We start from the raw sequence: 16,422 nt of genomic DNA, 5'->3' as shown, positions 1-16,422 counted from the left end.
GAAGTGGCCGTATGCCGCGGTCTTGGCGTAGATCGGGCGCTTCAGGTCCAGGTCGCGCACGATGGCGGCCGGGCGCAGGTCGAAGACCTCGAGGACGGCCTTCTGGATGGCCTCGTCGACCTTGGCGGTGCCGAAGGTCTCGACCAGCAACGACACGGGGTGGGCGACGCCGATGGCGTACGCCACCTGGACCTCGCAGCGGCGGGCGAGGCCCGCCGCCACGATGTTCTTCGCGACCCACCGCGCCGCGTACGTGGCGGAGCGGTCCACCTTCGACGGGTCCTTGCCGGAGAAGGCACCGCCGCCGTGGCGGGCCATGCCGCCGTAGGTGTCGACGATGATCTTGCGACCGGTCAGGCCGGCGTCGCCCATCGGGCCGCCCACGACGAAGGTGCCGGTGGGGTTGACCAGCAGGCGGTAGCCGTCGGAGTCGATGTCGAACTGCTCGAGCACGGGTGCGATGACGTGCTTGGCGATGTCGGGCTGCAGCCGGGTCTCCAGGTCGATCCCGGCCTCGTGCTGGGTGGAGAGCACGACGGTGTCCACGCGCACGGCGCGGTCGTCCTCGTCGTACTCGATGGTGACCTGGGTCTTCCCGTCGGGGCGCAGGTACGGCAACGTGCCGTCCTTGCGCACCTCCGAGAGCCGCTCCGACAGCGTCTGGGCGATCTTGATCGGCAGCGGCATCAGCTCGGGGGTGTCGTCGCAGGCGTAGCCGAACATCAGCCCCTGGTCACCGGCGCCCTGGCGGTCCAGCTCGTCGGAGGACTCCTCGGTGCGCGACTCGTGCGCGGTGTCCACGCCCTGCGCGATGTCGCCGGACTGGCCGCCGATCGCGACCATCACGCCGCACGAGGCGCCGTCGAAGCCCTTCTCGGAGTGGTCGTAACCGATGTCGAGGATCTTCTGCCGCACGATCGACTTGATGTCGACGTACCCGCTGGTGGTCACCTCACCCGCGACCACCACCAGGCCGGTGGTCAGCAGCGTCTCCACCGCGACCCGCGAGGCGGGGTCCTGCCGCAGCATCTCGTCGAGCACGGCGTCGCTGATCTGGTCAGCGATCTTGTCCGGGTGTCCCTCGGTCACGGACTCGGAGGTGAACAGGCGTCCAGTCATGCGCGCAAGCCTAGACCGACGCCCAGCGGGCACCCACGCGGTCCCAGATCGCGTGGGCCAGGGCGCCCTTGGAGCCCCGCGGCACCTCCACGAAGGCGCCGTCGGCCTCGAGGATGACCGCCTCGTTGTCGGGGCTGCCGAAGACCGCTCCCCCGCTGACGTCGTTGACCACCAGCAGGTCGCAGCCCTTGCGGGCCAGCTTGGCGCGCGCGAGCTCGAGCACCGAGCCGGTCGCGTCCCCGGTCTCGGCTGCGAAGCCGACCACGACCTGGCCCTCGTGGGCGCGCTGGCCCGCGAGCTCGCGCAGGACGTCGGGGTTCTGCTCGAGCTCGATGGCCGGGGCGGAGCCGTCCTCGGCCTTCTTGATCTTGGCCTCGCTGCGCGAGGTCGGCCGGAAGTCGGCCGGGGCGGCGGCCATGACGACCGCGTCGGCGCTGGCGGCGGCGGTCAGGACGGCCTCGCGCAGCTGTTCGGTGGTCTCCACCCGCACGACGTCGACGCCAGCGGGGTCGGCCAGCGCGGTGTTGGCCGCGACGAGGGTGACCTTCGCGCCCCGGGAGGCGGCGGCACGGGCCAGGGCGTAGCCCTGGAGGCCCGAGGACCGGTTGCCGAGGAAGCGGACGGGGTCGAGGTACTCCCGCGTGCCGCCGGCGCTGACCACGACATGGCGACCGACGAGGTCGCGCCCCGTCTCGCCGTCGCGGTCCAGCACGTCGACGCAGAGCGCGAAGACCTCGGCGGGCTCGGGCAGCCGGCCCTTGCCGGTGTCGGCACCGGTCAGCCGGCCCTCGGCGGGCTCGACGACGAGCACGCCGCGCTCACGCAGGGTGGCGACGTTGGCGCGGGTGGCCGGGTGCTCCCACATCTCGGTGTGCATCGCGGGCACGAGCACGACCGGGCAGCGCGCGGTGAGCAGGGTGTTGGTCAGCAGGTCGTCGGCCAGCCCGTGGGCGGCCTTGGCCAGCAGGTCCGCGGTGGTCGGGGCGACGACGACCAGGTCGGCGCCCTGCCCGATCCGCACGTGCGGCACCTCGTGGACCCGGTCCCAGACCTCGTCGCTGACCGGCTTGCCCGACAGCGCGGCCCAGGTCGCCGCGCCGACGAACTGCAGCGCGGAGGCGGTCGGGACGACAGTCACGTCGTGGCCGGACTCGGTGAAGCGGCGCAGGAGCTCGCAGGCCTTGTACGCCGCGATGCCGCCGCCGACACCGAGGACCACCCGACGTCGCTGCGGCGAAATGGCGGAGGGCCGCTCCCCCGACGGGGAAGCGGCCTCCGAGGTGGTGCTGCCGGGGTCCGTCACGGGGACGGGGTCACTCCAGACCGGTGGCGGCGTCGGCGGCCGCGGCCTGGGCCGCTGCCTCCTCGGCCGCGAGCTCGGCGGGGTCCACGTGCTCGCAGGTCAGCAGGTCCTCGTTGATCTCGCGCAGCGCGATCGAGAGCGGCTTCTCCTGCACGTGGGTCTCCACGAGCGGGCCGACGTACTCCAGCAGGCCCTCGCCGAGCTGGGAGTAGTAGGCGTTGATCTGGCGGGCGCGCTTCGCGCCGTAGAGGACCAGCTGGTACTTGCTGTCCGTCTTGGTCAGCAGGTCGTCGATCGAGGGGTTGGTGACGCCCTCGGCGGCGATGTTGGGAGCAGACACAGGTCTGGTCTTCCTCACGTGTCGTCGGACAGAAGTGCAGGCCCCTGGGCGGGGCGCCCGGAGCCAACCATTAACAATACCAACTCGTCGGCGGCGCGACGAACTTCGTGGTTGGTGATGGTCACGTCGAACTCGGGCTCGGCGGCCAGCTCCTCGCGCGCGGTGACGAGGCGGCGCTCGCGCTCCTCCTCGGTCTCGGTGCCCCGGCCGACGAGCCGGCGCACGAGCTCCTCCCACGACGGGGGCGCGAGGAAGACGAAGAGCGCCCCGGGCATGGTGCGCCGCACCTGGCGAGCGCCCTGCAGGTCGATCTCCAGCATCGCGGGTCGACCGGCGGCCAGCGCCTCCTCGACGGGTCGACGGGGCGTGCCGTAGCGGGCCGCCTTGTGGACCACCGCCCACTCCAGCAGGTCGTCCTCGGCGACCATCCGGTCGAACTCGGCGTCGCTGACGAAGTGGTAGTGGACCCCGTCGACCTCACCCGGCCGCGGGGCGCGCGTGGTGGCGGAGACGGAGATCCAGACCTCGGGGTGCGTCTCGCGGACCGCCGCGGCGACGGTGCCCTTGCCGACGGCGGTGGGCCCGGCCAGGACGACCAGGCGGCTGGGTGCGGGGCTCACGCGCCGCCGAACTCCTTCTCCAGGGCGGCGACCTGCTTGACGCCGAGCCCACGGACCCGGCGGCTCTCGGCGATGCCGAGCCGCTCCATCACCTGGCGCGCCCGCACCTTGCCCAGCCCGGGCATCGCCTGCAGCAGGTCGACGACCTTCATCTTGCCGATGACCTCGTTGGTCTGGCCCTCGCGCAGCACGTCGACGATCGAGGCCCCGGAGTTCTTGAGGCGGTTCTTCACCTCGGCCCGCTCCCGACGGGAGGCGGCGGCCTTCTCGAGGGCCGCCTGTCGCTGTTCGGGGGTGAGAGGGGGGAGAGCCACGGAGGGTCCTTCGAGATCTGGGGGCCGGAGGAGCGGGGCGCGCGTCAATCTAGTCAGAGTTCCTTGACCCCGGCAAACAGTCCAGGCTCGCCCTGGACGGTCCCGGTGCCGCGGTTCCCTAGAGGTAGAGCGGGGTCTGGCACACGTCGCGCACCTGGGTCTCCAGCACCGCGAGGGCCTGCGCGGTCTGCGGACGCACCAGCTCACGGGCCGCCGCGTCGATCGCGGTGCGCTCGTCCTCGGCGAGGTCCGCCGGCGGGTCCTCCCGGTCGTACGACGCCGCGTCGACGCCCGCGTCCTCCAGCGCGTCCTCGAGCGCCTCGAGCCGCCCCACGACCTGCTGCCACTCGTCGACGACGTCGCCCGGGGCGGCGTCGCGCAGGTCGCGCAGCTGCGGCAGGACCGAGAGCAGCGCGTCGGGCCCGCCACCGGCGACCGCCTCGGTCAGCGCCTCCTGGTGCTCCTCGACCCGCTCGCAGTAGGCCTCGAAGGGGTCCGAGGAGCAGCCGGCGAGCAGGGATCCGCCGAGGGCCGCCGCGACCGCTCCGGCTGCCAGTCCGCGCCGCACCCGGGCGGCCCGGCCGGGGCCGCCGGTCACCGGAGCGGCCTGACGAGGCTCGCCAGCTCGTCGTGGGTGCGCCGCACGGCGTCGGCCATCGCCACCGGGTCCGGGCCCAGCCGCAGCACCTCGCGCGAGGAGCTGGCCAGGACGTGGCGCACCCGCGAGCCGAAGATCCGCGCGAGGTCGGCGACCGTGCCGCCCTGGGCGCCGAAGCCGGGGGCCAGGACGGGTCCGCCGAAGTCGAGGTCGGCACCGGCGTCGCCGATGGTGGCACCCACGACCGCGCCGAAGGAGCCCAGCGGCTCGGCCCCGGCGTTGAGCCGTCGCAGGTGTGCGAGCACGCGGTCGGCCACCCGCTCCCCCGCCGGGCCGGCACCGTCGTCGACCCGGGCGTGCTGGACCTCGGGGCCCTCCTTGTTCGACGTCAGCGCGAGGACGAAGACGCCCGCGCCGTGGCGCTGGGCGGTCTCCACCATGGGGTCCAGGGAGCCGAAGCCGAGGTAGGGGCTGGCGGTGATGGCGTCGCAGGCCAGCGGTGAGGACGGGTCGAGGTAGGCGTCGGCGTAGGCCTGCGAGGTCGAGCCGATGTCGCCGCGCTTCACGTCGAGCAGCACCAGCGCACCGGCTGCCCGCGACTCCTCCACGACCCGCTCCAGCACCGCGACGCCGCGGCTGCCGAACCGTTCGTAGAACGCCGACTGCGGCTTGACGACCGAGCAGAGCGGCGCCACGGCCTCCACGACCGTGAGGGCGAAGCGCTCCAGGCCGGCGACGTCGTCGGTCAGGCCCCACTCGGCCAGCAGCGCGGCGTGCGGGTCGATGCCGACGCAGAAGGCACCGCGCTCCGACATCGCCCGGTGCAGCCGGGTGCCGAACGGCTCCGCGGCTGCTGCGTGGGAGGTCTGGGTCATGGGGTCACCTCGGGGGTGCTCAGGGCCGTCGCGAGCCGCGCGGCCGTGGTGGGGTCGTGGAGGAGGGCGCTGCCGACCTGAACGGCCACCGCGCCGAGGTCGAGGAACGCCCGGGCGTCCTGGGGCGTGACGATGCCACCCGAGGCGACCACGTCGCACGTGGCGCCCGCGGCGTCCAGCGCCCGCCGCGCGTCGGCGACGCAGCGCAGGGCCAGCGGGCGCACGGCCGGACCGCTCAGGCCGGCGTCGCGCCCGTCGGGCAGGGCCGCCGGCAGCGCGCCACCGAGGACGACCGCGGCTGCCCCGGCGTCGGCGGCGACCTTCACGGCCTCCGCGACCCGGACGGTGTCGGGTCGCAGCTTGGCCAGGACCGGCACGCCACGGGGCAGCTCACGCAGCACCGCGGAGACCGCCGCACCCACGTGGAAGGGCTCGCGCACGTCCAGGACCCCGGCCGCGACGGCGTCGGGCTGGGCGAGGTTGACCTCGACGGCGCTGACCCCGGGGGCGGTGGCCAGGCGACGGGCCACCTCGGCGTACTCCCCCAGCTCGCGGGCCACCACCGACACCACGACCCGCGCGCCCTCCGTGAGCAGCCACGGCAGCTCGGTGGCCAGGAAGCCGTCGAGCCCGGGGTTGGGCAGGCCCGTGGCGTGCACCAGTCCCGCGGGCGTCTCGGCGATGCCCGGCACTTGCGCGCCGGGGCGTGGGTCGCGGGTGATCGAGCGGGTCACGACCGCGCCGTACGTCGACAGCGGGGCGTAGCCGGCGAGCTCGCGGCCGGTGCCGGCACAGCCCGAGGCGACCATCACCGGGGAGGCGAGCACCAGGCCCGCGACGGTCACTGTCACCTGAGGTCCCCCCAGCGGACCCGGTCGCCACGCAGCACCGGGCCGTCGACGCAGGCGCGGGCGGTGCGGGCCACGCCCTCCTCGCCGACGACCGGCACCGGGCAGCCCAGGCAGAGCCCGGTGCCGCACGTGGTCTGCTGCTCCAGCGCGACCTGGCTCCACGCACCGTGCTCCTCCGCCGCCAGGGCGGCGGCGTGCAGGGTGGGGGTGCTCCCCGCGGCGTAGACGACCGCGGCGCCCGAGCGGCGCAGCGCCTCGGGCAGCACGTCGGGGACGGTGCCGCGGGCGCCGACCGACCCGTCGCCGGTCACGACCGTGACCGAGCGGGCGATCCGGCGGGCCTCCAGCGCGGAGAGCAGGTGCGCCTCGTCGGCCGCGCCGAGGACCAGGCTGACCGGGCAGTCGCGCTCGCGCAGCCGCTCGGCGAGGGTGAACAGCGGCGCGGCGGCGTACCCCTCCCCCACGAGCAGGACCGGGACCGGCTCCTTGGGCAGGGCGAAGGCGCGCCCCCCGAGCGGTCCGGTGACCTCGACGGTGTCACCGCGCTGGCGCGCGGCCAGCCAGCGGCTGCCCGGGCCACGCGGCTCCACGACCAGGGTCACGGTGGCGGCGTACCCGCCGAGGGGTCGGACCTGGTGGATCCAGAACGCCCGGCGGGCCAGGTGCCAGCGTTCGGCCGCCGAGCCGACCGAGACGGCGACGAAGGAGCCGGGTCGGAACCGCTCGCCCACGCCCGGAGCCACCAGCGTGAGGTGCTGGTGGGCGCCGATCCGCTTGCTGGCCAGGACCTCGGCGGTGACGTGGACGGGAGTCACTCGGCGCTCAGGCCCCGCACGAGCCGTCGCGGCCAGCCCGGACCCTCGTAGACGAAGGCGGTGTAGCCCTGCAGCAGGTCGGCGCCGGCCCCGAGCCGCTCGCGGGCGTCCTCGACGGTCGTGATGCCGCCGACGCCGACGAGCACCAGGTCGGGCCCGACCCGTGCCCGGAGCCGGCGCAGCACGTCGGTCGAGCGGGCGGTCAGCGGACGGCCGGACAGGCCGCCGGCGCCCATCGCCTCCACCTCGGCGGTCGGCGTGACCAGGCCCGCGCGCGAGATCGTGGTGTTGGTCGCGATGATCCCGTCGAGCACCCCGTCGCGACGCCCGGCGACGGCCATGTCGGCCACGGCGTCGACGTCCTCGTCGGCGAGGTCCGGGGCGATCTTGACCAGCAGCGGCACCCGGCGCTCGCCGGTGGCGGCGTCGGCGACGCGCCGCACGTGCTCTAGCAGGGGCTGCAGCTTCTCGACGGCCTGCAGGTTGCGCAGGCCCGGGGTGTTGGGCGAGGAGACGTTGACCACGAGGTAGTCGGCGTACGGCGAGAGCAGCCGCGCGCTGGTCTCGTAGTCGCCCTCGACCGCGGCCTGGTCATCCTCGGGGACCACCTTGGACTTGCCGATGTTGACCCCGAGCACCGGTCCGGAGGTGCGGTCACCGCGCAGCGCGCGGCGGCGCAGCCGCTCGGCGACGGCGGACGCGCCGTCGTTGTTGAAGCCCATCCGGTTGAGCACGGCGCGGTCCTGTGGCAACCGGAAGAGCCGTGGCTTCGGGTTGCCGGGCTGGGCCAGTCCCGTGACCGTGCCGATCTCCACGTGGCCGAAGCCCAGCGCACCGAGCGCGTCGATCCCGACGGCGTTCTTGTCGAAGCCGGCCGCGAGCCCCAGCGGGTGCGGGAAGCGCAGCCCCATGACCTCCACCGGCCGCCCCTCCACCCCGATCGCGGCGTGCGAGGCCCGCAGCAGCGGCGCCCCCGCCCGGACCGCCCGGAAGCCCAGGTGGTGGGCCCGCTCCGGGTCGATCCGGGTCGCGACGTGGGTGAAGAGGTGGTCGTAGAGCGTCACCGAGCAGCCCACTCCTGCAGGCTCCGGACCCCGATGTCGCCACGGCGCATCGCCTCGATGCCCTGCACGGCGGCACCGAGGCCCTGCACGGTGGTGATGCACGGGACGTTGGCCATGACCGCCGCGGTGCGGATCTCGTAGCCGTCCAGACGCGCCTGCCCGCCGGTGCCCGCGCCGTACGGCGTGTTCACGATGAGCTGGATGCGACCGTCGTGGATGAGCTGGACCGTGGTCGGCTCGCCGTCCGGGCCGGGGCCCTCGAAGTGCTTGCGCACGACCGTGCAGTCCACGCCGTTGCGACGCAGCACCTCGGCGGTGCCCTGGGTCGCGAGGATCTCGAACCCGAGGTCGGCCAGGACCTTGACCGGGAAGATCATCGAGCGCTTGTCGCGGTTGGAGACCGAGACGAAGATGCTGCCCGAGGTCGGCAGCGGCCCGAAGGCGGCGGCCTGGCTCTTGGAGAAGGCGGTGCCGAAGTCGCGGTCGAAGCCCATGACCTCACCGGTGGACTTCATCTCCGGGCCCAGCACCGTGTCGACCTGGGAGCCGTCGGCGGTACGGAACCGGTTGAACGGCATCACCGCCTCCTTGACCGCGATCGGCTGGTCGGCCGGAAGGTCGCCCCCGTCGCCCTCGGCGGGCAGCACGCCCGCGCGGCGCAGGTCGGCGATCGACTCCCCGAGCATCACCCGGGCCGCGGCCTTGGCCAGCGGGGTGGCGGTCGCTTTCGACACGAAGGGCACGGTCCGCGAGGCGCGGGGGTTGGCCTCCAACACGTAGAGGATGTCCGAGCCCAGCGCGAACTGGATGTTGAGCAGTCCCCGCACACCGACACCACGGGCGATGGCCTCGGTGGCCTCGCGGATCCGCTCGATCTCCCGATGACCCAGGGTGATCGGCGGCAGCGCGCAGGAGGAGTCGCCGGAGTGGATGCCGGCCTCCTCGATGTGCTCCATGACCCCGCCGAGGAAGAGCTCCTCGCCGTCGAAGAGCGCGTCGACGTCGATCTCCACGGCGTCGTCGAGGAACCGGTCGACCAGGACCGGCGCGCTGTGGCTGATCAGCCCGGCGGCGACGTACTTCTCCAGGTAGGTCTGGAGCGCGTCGTCGCCGTAGACGATCTCCATGCCGCGCCCGCCCAGGACGTAGGAGGGCCGCACCAGGACCGGGTAGCCGATCTCGGCGGCGATCCGCTGGGCCTCGGGGTACGACGTGGCCGTGCCGTGCTTGGGGGCGGTCAGTCCGGCCTCGGCCAGCACGCGCCCGAAGGCGCCGCGCTCCTCGGCCAGGTCGATCGCGTCCGGGCTGGTGCCGACGATCGGCACCCCGGCGGCCGCGAGGCCCTGGGCCAGGCCGAGCGGGGTCTGGCCGCCGAGCTGGCAGATCACCCCGGCCAGCGGACCGGCCGCCTGCTCGGCCGCGACCACCTCGAGGACGTCCTCGAGGGTGAGCGGCTCGAAGTAGAGCCGGTCGGAGGTGTCGTAGTCGGTCGAGACGGTCTCGGGGTTGCAGTTGACCATCACGGTCTCGTAGCCGGCCTCGGAGAGCGCCAGCGAGGCGTGCACGCAGGAGTAGTCGAACTCGATGCCCTGCCCGATCCGGTTGGGACCCGAGCCCAGGATGATCACGGCCTCGCGCTCGCGGGGCGCGACCTCGGTCTCCTCGTCGTAGGAGGAGTAGTGGTACGGCGTCCGGGCCGCGAACTCGGCGGCGCAGGTGTCGACCGTCTTGTAGACCGGTCGGATGCCCAGCGCGTGCCGGACCCCGCGCACGACGTCGGCGCTCATGCCGCGGATCTTGCCGATCTGCGCGTCGGAGAACCCGTGCCGCTTGGCCTTGCGCAGCAGGCCGGGGGTCAGCTCGTCGGCGGCGGTGACCTCGACGGCGACCTCGTTGATGAGCGCGAGCTGGTCGACGAACCACGGGTCGATGGCGGTCGCGTCGAAGATCTCCTGCGGCGTCGCGCCGGCCCGGATCGCGTCCATGACCTTCTTCAGCCGGCCGTCGTGCGGGACGGCGATCTCGCGGAGCAGCGACTCCTTGTCGAGGTCGACCCATTCCTGGGCCCAGTCGAAGACGGCGTCCTTGGCCTCCAGCGAGCGCAGCGCCTTCTGCAGCGCCTCGGTGAAGTTGCGCCCGATGGCCATCGCCTCGCCCACGGACTTCATGTGGGTGGTCAGCGTCGGGTCCGCGCCGGGGAACTTCTCGAAGGCGAACCGCGGCACCTTGACCACGACGTAGTCGAGCGTCGGCTCGAAGGACGCCGGGGTGCTCAGGCCGCCGGCCTGGCTGGTGATGTCGTTGGGGATCTCGTCGAGGGTGTAGCCGATGGCGACCTTGGCGGCGATCTTGGCGATCGGGAAGCCGGTGGCCTTCGAGGCCAGCGCGCTCGAGCGGCTGACCCGGGGGTTCATCTCGATGACGACGATCCGGCCGTTGACCGGGTTGACCGCGAACTGGATGTTGCAGCCACCGGTGTCGACGCCGACCTCGCGGATGACGCCGATGGAGATGTTGCGCAGCCGCTGGTACTCCCGGTCGGTCAGCGTCATGGCCGGGGCGACGGTGATGGAGTCGCCGGTGTGGACGCCGACGGGATCGACGTTCTCGATCGAGCAGACGATGACGACGTTGTCGGCCTTGTCGCGCATCACCTCCAGCTCGTACTCCTTCCAGCCGAGGATCGACTCCTCCAGGAGCACCTCGGTGGTGGGGCTGGCCGAGAGGCCCTGACCGGCGATGCGGCGCAGCTCGGCCTCGTCGTAGGCCAGGCCCGAGCCGGCGCCGCCCATGGTGAACGAGGGCCGCACGACGACGGGGTAGCCGAGCTCCTCGGCACCGGCCAGTGCCGTGGCCAGCGCGTGGGCGACCTTGGCCTCCTTGGGCGCGTCTGCGCCGAGCTCCTCGCCGTTGCAGATCACGCTGCGCGCGACCTCGGCACCCCACTCGGCCGGCAGGCCCTCGACGATCTGCTTGAACTGCTCGCGGTTCTCGCCCTTCTCGATCGCCTCGACGTTGGCGCCGATCAGCTCGACGTCGTACTTCTCGAGGACGCCGGCGGCGTGCAGGTTCATCGCGGCGTTGAGCGCGGTCTGCCCGCCCAGGGTCGGCAGCAGGGCGTCGGGGCGCTCCTTGGCGATGACCTTCTCGACGAACTCGGGGGTGATCGGCTCGACGTACGTCGCGTCGGCGAACTCCGGGTCGGTCATGATCGTGGCCGGGTTGGAGTTGACCAGGATCACGCGCAGGCCCTCGGCCTTGAGCACGCGGCAGGCCTGGGTGCCGGAGTAGTCGAACTCGCAGGCCTGGCCGATGACGATCGGGCCGGAGCCGATGACCATCACGGACTTGATGTCTTCACGCTTCGGCATGTCAGAGCTCCCCCGCCATCAGCTGCACGAACCGGTCGAAGAGGTAGGCGGCGTCGTGCGGGCCGGCCGCGGCCTCCGGGTGGTACTGGACGGAGAACGCCTTGAGGCGGCCCCCCTCGGATGCCGGGTCGCGGAGCTCGAGGCCCTCGACCACGTCGTCGTTGAGGCAGACGTGGCTGACCGTCGCCTCGCCGTACGGCGTGGCGGTGCTGCCCTCCAGCGGCGCGTCGACCGCGAAGCCGTGGTTGTGGGCGGTGACCTCGACCTTGCCGGTGGTGCGGTCCATCACCGGCTGGTTGATGCCGCGGTGGCCGTACTTCAGCTTGTAGGTGCCGAAGCCGAGCGCACGCCCGAAGAGCTGGTTGCCGAAGCAGATGCCGAAGTAGGGCAGGCCGCGCTCCAGCGCCCCCTGGAGCAGCTCGACCTGCGAGGTCGTCGCGGCCGGGTCGCCGGGGCCGTTGGAGAAGAAGAGCCCGTCGGGCTGGACCGCGAGGACGTCCTCGAGGGTGGCGGTCGCGGGCAGGACGTGGACGTCGATGCCGCGCTCGGCCATCCGGTAGGGCGTCATCGCCTTGATGCCGAGGTCGAGCGCGGCGACGGTGAAGCGCTTCTCCCCCTGGGCGGGCACGAGGTAGGCCTCGGTGGTGGAGACCTCCCCGGCCAGCTCGGTGCCGGCCATCTCGCCGGACGCGCGGACCCGGGCCAGCAGCGCCTCGGGGTCGGTCTCGGTGGTGGAGATGCCCACGCGCATCGCGCCGCGCTCGCGCAGGTGGCGGGTCAGGGCGCGGGTGTCGACGCCGGAGATCCCGACGACGCCCTGGGCGGCCAGCTCCTCGTCGAGGGTGCGCACCGAGCGCCAGCTGCTCGGCACCCGGGCGGGGTCGCGGACGACGTACCCGGCGACCCAGATGCGGCGGGACTCCGGGTCCTCGTCGTTGACGCCGGTGTTGCCGATGTGCGGCGCGGTCATCACGACGACCTGCCGGTGGTACGACGGGTCGGTCAGCGTCTCCTGGTACCCGGTCATGCCGGTGTTGAAGACCGCCTCGCCGAAGGTCTCGCCCTCGGCTCCGAAGGACTCGCCGTGGAAGGTGCGACCGTCCTCGAGGACCATGATCGCGGGGGCATGCGACGGCACGCCGACCTCCTTCTCCGCCTCACGGGACGGTGGTTAAAGGATGTTCGAGCAGGGGCGAGGCTACCAGCGCCGCGACCCCCGTCCTGCTTCGTGGTGCATGGATCTCTCTAGGTGAGAGCCCCGTCGCGGAAGGTCGCCCGTCCGCGCAGGAACGTGGTGCGCACGGCGGCGCCGAAGGTGCGGCCGTGCCAGGGGTTGTTGCGGCTCAGCGACACCGACGCGGCCCGGTCGACAGTCACGTCGGCGGACGGGTCGACGAGGGTGATGTTGGCCGGCGCGCCGACCTCGAGGCCCTGCCCCTGGCCGGCCAGCCCGGCGATGCGCGCGGGCGTGGTGGACATGACCCGGGCCAGGTCGGCCCAGGTCATCCGGCCGCTCTCGACCATGACCTGCGCGACCACGGGCAGCGCCGTCTCGAGACCGAGCATCCCGAAGGCGGCGTCGACGAAGGCGTGCTCCTTGTCGTGCCGCGCGTGCGGGGCGTGGTCGGTCGCGACGGCGTCGATCGTGCCGTCGGCCAGCGCCTCGCGCAGCGCCTCGACGTCCTCGTCGGGCCGCAGCGGCGGGTTGACCTTGTACGTCGGGTCGTACCCGCTCAGCAGGTCGGTGGTCAGCAGCAGGTGGTGCGGGGTGACCTCGGCGGTGACCGCCCAGGTCCCGTCCTGCGCGGCCTGCGCCTTGGCCCAGCGCAGCACCTCGACCGTGCCGGCCGTGCTGGCGTGGGCGACGTGGACGCGCGAGCCGGTGTGCCGGGCGAGCATCACGTCGCGGGCGACGACGACCTCCTCGGCGATGCCGGGCCAGCCCGGGAGCCCGAGGCGGCCGGACAGCTCGCCCTCGTGGCAGCAGGCGCTGGGCCCTGCGAGTGAGGGGTCCTGGGAGTGCTGGCTGACGACGCCGCCGAAGGCCTTGACGTACTCCAGCGCCCGGCGCATCACGCGGGGGTCAGCGACGCACTTCCCGTCGTCGGAGAAGACCGTGACGCGGGCACGGGAGCGGTGCATGAGCCCGAGCTCGGCCAGCTCCTCGCCGGCCAGGCCCTTGGTGACCGCACCGACCGGGACGACGTCGACGAGCCCGGCGGCGACCCCCAGGTCGTGCACGCGTTCGGCCGCCTCGGCGGTGTCGGTGACCGGGTTGGTGTTGGCCATCGCCAGCACCGCGGTGAACCCGCCGACGGCGGCGGCGCGGGAGCCGGTCAGCACGGTCTCGGCGTCCTCGCGGCCGGGCTCGCGCAGGTGGGTGTGCAGGTCGACCAGCCCGGGCAGGGCGACGAGGCCGTTGGCGTCGACGACCTCGGCTCCCGCTGCCTCCAGGCCGTTGCCGACCTCGGCGATCGTGCCGTCGACGACCAGCAGGTCCGCGGTGGTCTCCCCCAGGACGGAGGCACCCTGGATCAGCAGGCGCTGCGGTGCGGCGCTCACGCGGCGCTCCCTTCCCCTGCGAGCAGGTGGTAGAGGATGGCCATCCGGACGGCGACGCCGGCCGAGACCTGGTCGAGGATCACCGACTGCGCGGCGTCGGCGGCGTCGGCGGCGATCTCCAGCCCCCGGTTCATCGGGCCGGGGTGCAGGATCGGGACGTCCGGGCCCAGCAGCGCGAGCCGGTCACGGGTCAGGCCGTACCCGACGGTGTACTCCCGGGGGCTGGGGAAGAACCCGCCGCTCATCCGCTCCTTCTGTACCCGGAGCATCATCACCGCGTCAGCGGTGGGCAGCACCGCGTCGACGTCGTACGACGTCTCGAACCCGGCCGCGCGGCTCCACGCCCCGACGCCGCTCGGCATCAGCGTGGGCGGGGCGACCACGGTGACGCGGGCGCCGAGCTTGGTCAGGCACAGGACGTTGCTGCGGAAGACCCGACTGTGGGTGAGGTCCCCGACCAGCACGACGTGCCGGCCCTCGAGGCCGCCGAGGCGGCGTGTGAGGGTGTAGGCGTCCAGCAGCGCCTGGCTCGGGTGCTCGTGCGTGCCGTCGCCGGCGTTGATGACGCTGGCGTCGACCCACTGGCTGACCTGGTGCGCGGCACCGCTGGCGTGGTGGCGCATGACCAGGGCGTCGACGCCCATCGCGGCGATCGTGAGCACGGTGTCGCGCAGCGACTCGCCCTTCGAGGTCGAGGAGCCCTTGCCGGTGATGTTGATGGTGTCGGCCGAGAGCCACTTGCCCGCGATCTCGAACGAGGACCGGGTGCGGGTGGAGTCCTCGAAGAAGAGGTTGATGACGGTGCGGCCGCGCAGCGCGGGGAGCTTCTTGACCTCGCGGCGCTGGACGTCGTGCATCTCGGCCGCGGTCGCGAAGATCTCCGCGATGTCCTCGGCGGTGACGTCGTCGATGGAGAGCAGGTGCCGGTTCACGAGATCCAGACCCCCTCGACGCCGTCGAGCTCCTCGAGCCGGACGGCGACGCGCTCCGTGCGGGCGCTGGGGAGGTTCTTGCCCACGTGGTCGGCGCGGATCGGCAGGTCACGGTGGCCGCGGTCGACCAGCACGGCGAGCCGCACGACCTCGGGGCGGCCGATGTCGTTCATGGCGTCCAGCGCGGCGCGGACGGTGCGCCCGGAGTAGAGCACGTCGTCGACCAGCACCACGGTGCGGCCGTCGATCCCGCCGGGCGGGATCTCGGTGTGCTGGGGGCCGCGAGCGGGGTGCTTGCGCAGGTCGTCGCGGTACATCGTGATGTCGAGGCTGCCCACGGGCACCTCGACACCCTCGACGGCGGCGATCCGCGCGGCCACCCGGCGGGCCAGCGGCACGCCCCGGCTCGGGATCCCGAGCAGGACGAGGTCGGCGGCGCCCTTGTTGCGCTCGAGGATCTCGTGCGAGATGCGGGTCAGGGCCCGGGCGATGTCGCGCTCGTCGAGGACGGTGCGTCCCTCGGGGACACCTGCTTCAGGGCTGGGCGGCGGTTGTGCGGACACGCGCTCCCGGACCTCCTTCTGCGCCTCACGGGACGCCTACTTAAAGGATGTCGATCTGGTGGATCGGGTGGGACCCTACCAGCGTGGACGACGCTCTCGGGACGCTGCTGGTCGAGGAATGGGGCCTGCGCGACGCCGTCGCGACGCCCCTCGACGGTGGGATGAACTCGCTGACGTGGACCATCCGGGCCCCTGGTGCGTCGTACGTCGCCACGTGGGTCCCCCGCGAGGAGACCGACCTCTTCGCAGCCGGTGCGACCGCCGCGCGGCTAGCGGCCCGGGCCGGGGTGCTGACGGGTGCCCCGGTCCCGCGCCGTGAAGGCAGCGACCTCTCTCCGCTGGGCGAGGGGGTCGTCGCCCTGCTCGAGCACGTCCCCGGCGCGGAGCTCGCGGGCGAGACCGACGAGGACGCCGCGCTCATGGGCGAGGTGCTCGCCCGGGTGCACCGCGAGACGCGCGGGCAGGCCGCGCGCGGCGCGCTGGTGTGACACTGGGTGGAGGCCCACCGGTTCGACGCCGACCCCGACCTGATGGCGGTCGCGGCCGACGTGGTGCGGTCCGTCGAGAGCCTGGGCGGACTGGCGTACGGCCTGTGCCACGGCGATCCCGCCCCGGAGGCGTTCCTGCGCTCCGAGCACGGGGTGGGCCTCATCGACTGGGGCTCGGTCGTGGACGGGCCGCTGCTCTACGACGTCGCCTCGGCCGTGATGTACCTCGGCGGGCCGGCGTACGCCGCTCCCCTGCTGCAGGCGTACGCCGCGGCCGGCGGCCCCGCGACGGCGGACCTCCACCAGGTCGACCTCATGCTCCGGATGCGGTGGGTCGTGCAGGCCGACTACTTCGCCCGCCGGCTCGCGTCCGGCGACCTCACCGGCCTCGACGAGGCGGCGGACAACCAGCGCGGCTACGACCGCGCCCGCCGGGCGCTGCTCGTCGAGCTCGCATGAGGCTTGCGTGGCGTTCTGGTTCAACCTGGTGGCTGTTGCAAATCGCCGGGCGAGATCGGCCCGTTTTTGCGGCTGGGGCGAAATACTTGGGCATGGCTCGTTCGTATCGCCCAGTCGTGCGGGATCAGGAGTTCCTGCTCCCGCCGAA

The 16,422-nt window shown here is 73.2% G+C and carries 17 protein-coding genes; 2 read left to right on the top strand and 15 right to left on the bottom strand.

The window, feature by feature from the left end:
- From metK to pyrR, 15 genes are all read right to left on the bottom strand, one after another.
- Positions 1–1,119: methionine adenosyltransferase (metK, locus tag Q1V71_RS13600; protein ID WP_300644391.1), on the bottom strand; the 1,119-nt coding region annotated here is incomplete at its 3' end.
- A 10-nt stretch (positions 1,120–1,129) separates the two neighbouring features.
- A complete protein-coding gene (gene coaBC, locus Q1V71_RS13595; protein ID WP_300644389.1) occupies positions 1,130–2,338 on the bottom strand; it encodes a bifunctional phosphopantothenoylcysteine decarboxylase/phosphopantothenate--cysteine ligase CoaBC in 1,209 nt (402 codons plus the stop codon).
- A 94-nt stretch (positions 2,339–2,432) separates the two neighbouring features.
- Complete coding sequence (gene rpoZ, locus Q1V71_RS13590) at positions 2,433–2,762, bottom strand: DNA-directed RNA polymerase subunit omega (protein WP_179531295.1); 330 nt, start codon at positions 2,760–2,762, stop codon at positions 2,433–2,435.
- A gap of 14 nt (positions 2,763–2,776) precedes the next feature.
- The gene (gmk, locus tag Q1V71_RS13585) at positions 2,777–3,382 is read right to left on the bottom strand and encodes a guanylate kinase (RefSeq protein ID WP_300644388.1); all 606 of its coding nucleotides are present in this window, start codon (positions 3,380–3,382) and stop codon (positions 2,777–2,779) included.
- Positions 3,379–3,696 carry an integration host factor, actinobacterial type gene (gene mihF / locus Q1V71_RS13580; protein ID WP_300644387.1) on the bottom strand — a complete coding sequence of 106 codons (318 nt, stop codon included), beginning with the start codon at positions 3,694–3,696 and terminating at the stop codon, positions 3,379–3,381. Before mihF ends, gmk begins: the two co-directional genes overlap by 4 nt.
- 118 nt (positions 3,697–3,814) lie before the next feature.
- A complete protein-coding gene (locus Q1V71_RS13575) occupies positions 3,815–4,294 on the bottom strand; it encodes a hypothetical protein (RefSeq protein WP_300644385.1) in 480 nt (159 codons plus the stop codon).
- Positions 4,291–5,169, bottom strand: coding sequence for an orotidine-5'-phosphate decarboxylase (gene pyrF / locus Q1V71_RS13570; RefSeq protein WP_300644384.1), 879 nt, complete (start codon positions 5,167–5,169; stop codon positions 4,291–4,293). The genes Q1V71_RS13575 and pyrF overlap by 4 nt, the downstream gene beginning before the upstream one ends.
- A complete protein-coding gene (locus Q1V71_RS13565) occupies positions 5,166–6,020 on the bottom strand; it encodes a hypothetical protein (RefSeq protein ID WP_300644383.1) in 855 nt (284 codons plus the stop codon). The genes pyrF and Q1V71_RS13565 overlap by 4 nt, the downstream gene beginning before the upstream one ends.
- Entirely contained in the window at positions 6,017–6,835 is an 819-nt protein-coding gene (locus tag Q1V71_RS13560; RefSeq protein ID WP_300644381.1) for a hypothetical protein, read from the bottom strand. Before Q1V71_RS13560 ends, Q1V71_RS13565 begins: the two co-directional genes overlap by 4 nt.
- Positions 6,832–7,899, bottom strand: a complete 1,068-nt coding sequence (locus Q1V71_RS13555) for a quinone-dependent dihydroorotate dehydrogenase (RefSeq protein WP_300644380.1) — start codon at positions 7,897–7,899, stop codon at positions 6,832–6,834. The genes Q1V71_RS13560 and Q1V71_RS13555 overlap by 4 nt, the downstream gene beginning before the upstream one ends.
- Positions 7,896–11,270, bottom strand: a complete 3,375-nt coding sequence (carB, locus tag Q1V71_RS13550; RefSeq protein WP_300644378.1) for a carbamoyl-phosphate synthase large subunit — start codon at positions 11,268–11,270, stop codon at positions 7,896–7,898. Before carB ends, Q1V71_RS13555 begins: the two co-directional genes overlap by 4 nt.
- 1 nt (position 11,271) lies before the next feature.
- A complete protein-coding gene (gene carA / locus Q1V71_RS13545) occupies positions 11,272–12,384 on the bottom strand; it encodes a glutamine-hydrolyzing carbamoyl-phosphate synthase small subunit (protein ID WP_300644392.1) in 1,113 nt (370 codons plus the stop codon).
- A gap of 131 nt (positions 12,385–12,515) precedes the next feature.
- Complete coding sequence (locus Q1V71_RS13540; RefSeq protein WP_300644377.1) at positions 12,516–13,832, bottom strand: dihydroorotase; 1,317 nt, start codon at positions 13,830–13,832, stop codon at positions 12,516–12,518.
- Positions 13,829–14,764, bottom strand: a complete 936-nt coding sequence (locus Q1V71_RS13535) for an aspartate carbamoyltransferase catalytic subunit (RefSeq protein WP_300644374.1) — start codon at positions 14,762–14,764, stop codon at positions 13,829–13,831. Before Q1V71_RS13535 ends, Q1V71_RS13540 begins: the two co-directional genes overlap by 4 nt.
- Complete coding sequence (gene pyrR, locus Q1V71_RS13530; protein ID WP_300644373.1) at positions 14,761–15,327, bottom strand: bifunctional pyr operon transcriptional regulator/uracil phosphoribosyltransferase PyrR; 567 nt, start codon at positions 15,325–15,327, stop codon at positions 14,761–14,763. Before pyrR ends, Q1V71_RS13535 begins: the two co-directional genes overlap by 4 nt.
- A gap of 83 nt (positions 15,328–15,410) precedes the next feature.
- On the opposite strand from pyrR, the gene Q1V71_RS20075 reads away from it, so the two are divergent.
- Together Q1V71_RS20075 and Q1V71_RS20070 are read left to right on the top strand one after the other, a co-directional pair.
- On the top strand, positions 15,411–15,815 hold the full coding sequence (locus Q1V71_RS20075; RefSeq protein WP_367280149.1) for a hypothetical protein: 405 nt from the start codon (positions 15,411–15,413) through the stop codon (positions 15,813–15,815).
- A 6-nt stretch (positions 15,816–15,821) separates the two neighbouring features.
- On the top strand, positions 15,822–16,274 hold the full coding sequence (locus tag Q1V71_RS20070; protein ID WP_367280148.1) for a phosphotransferase: 453 nt from the start codon (positions 15,822–15,824) through the stop codon (positions 16,272–16,274).
- Positions 16,275–16,422: the final 148 nt, after the last annotated feature.

The sequence above is a fragment of the Nocardioides sp. genome (assembly GCF_030149505.1).
Taxonomy (GTDB): Bacteria; Actinomycetota; Actinomycetes; order Propionibacteriales; family Nocardioidaceae; genus Nocardioides.
This window is presented reverse-complemented; position numbering and strand designations above follow the sequence as displayed.

What these genes read in the sequence shown, in the direction of transcription:
- carA (WP_300644392.1), bottom strand. Translation starts at nt 12,384, where the DNA reads ATGGTCCTCGAGGACGGTCGCACCTTCCACGGCGAGTCCTTCGGAGCC.
- pyrF (WP_300644384.1), bottom strand. Translation starts at nt 5,169, where the DNA reads ATGACCCAGACCTCCCACGCAGCAGCCGCGGAGCCGTTCGGCACCCGG.
- carB (WP_300644378.1), bottom strand. Translation starts at nt 11,270, where the DNA reads ATGCCGAAGCGTGAAGACATCAAGTCCGTGATGGTCATCGGCTCCGGC.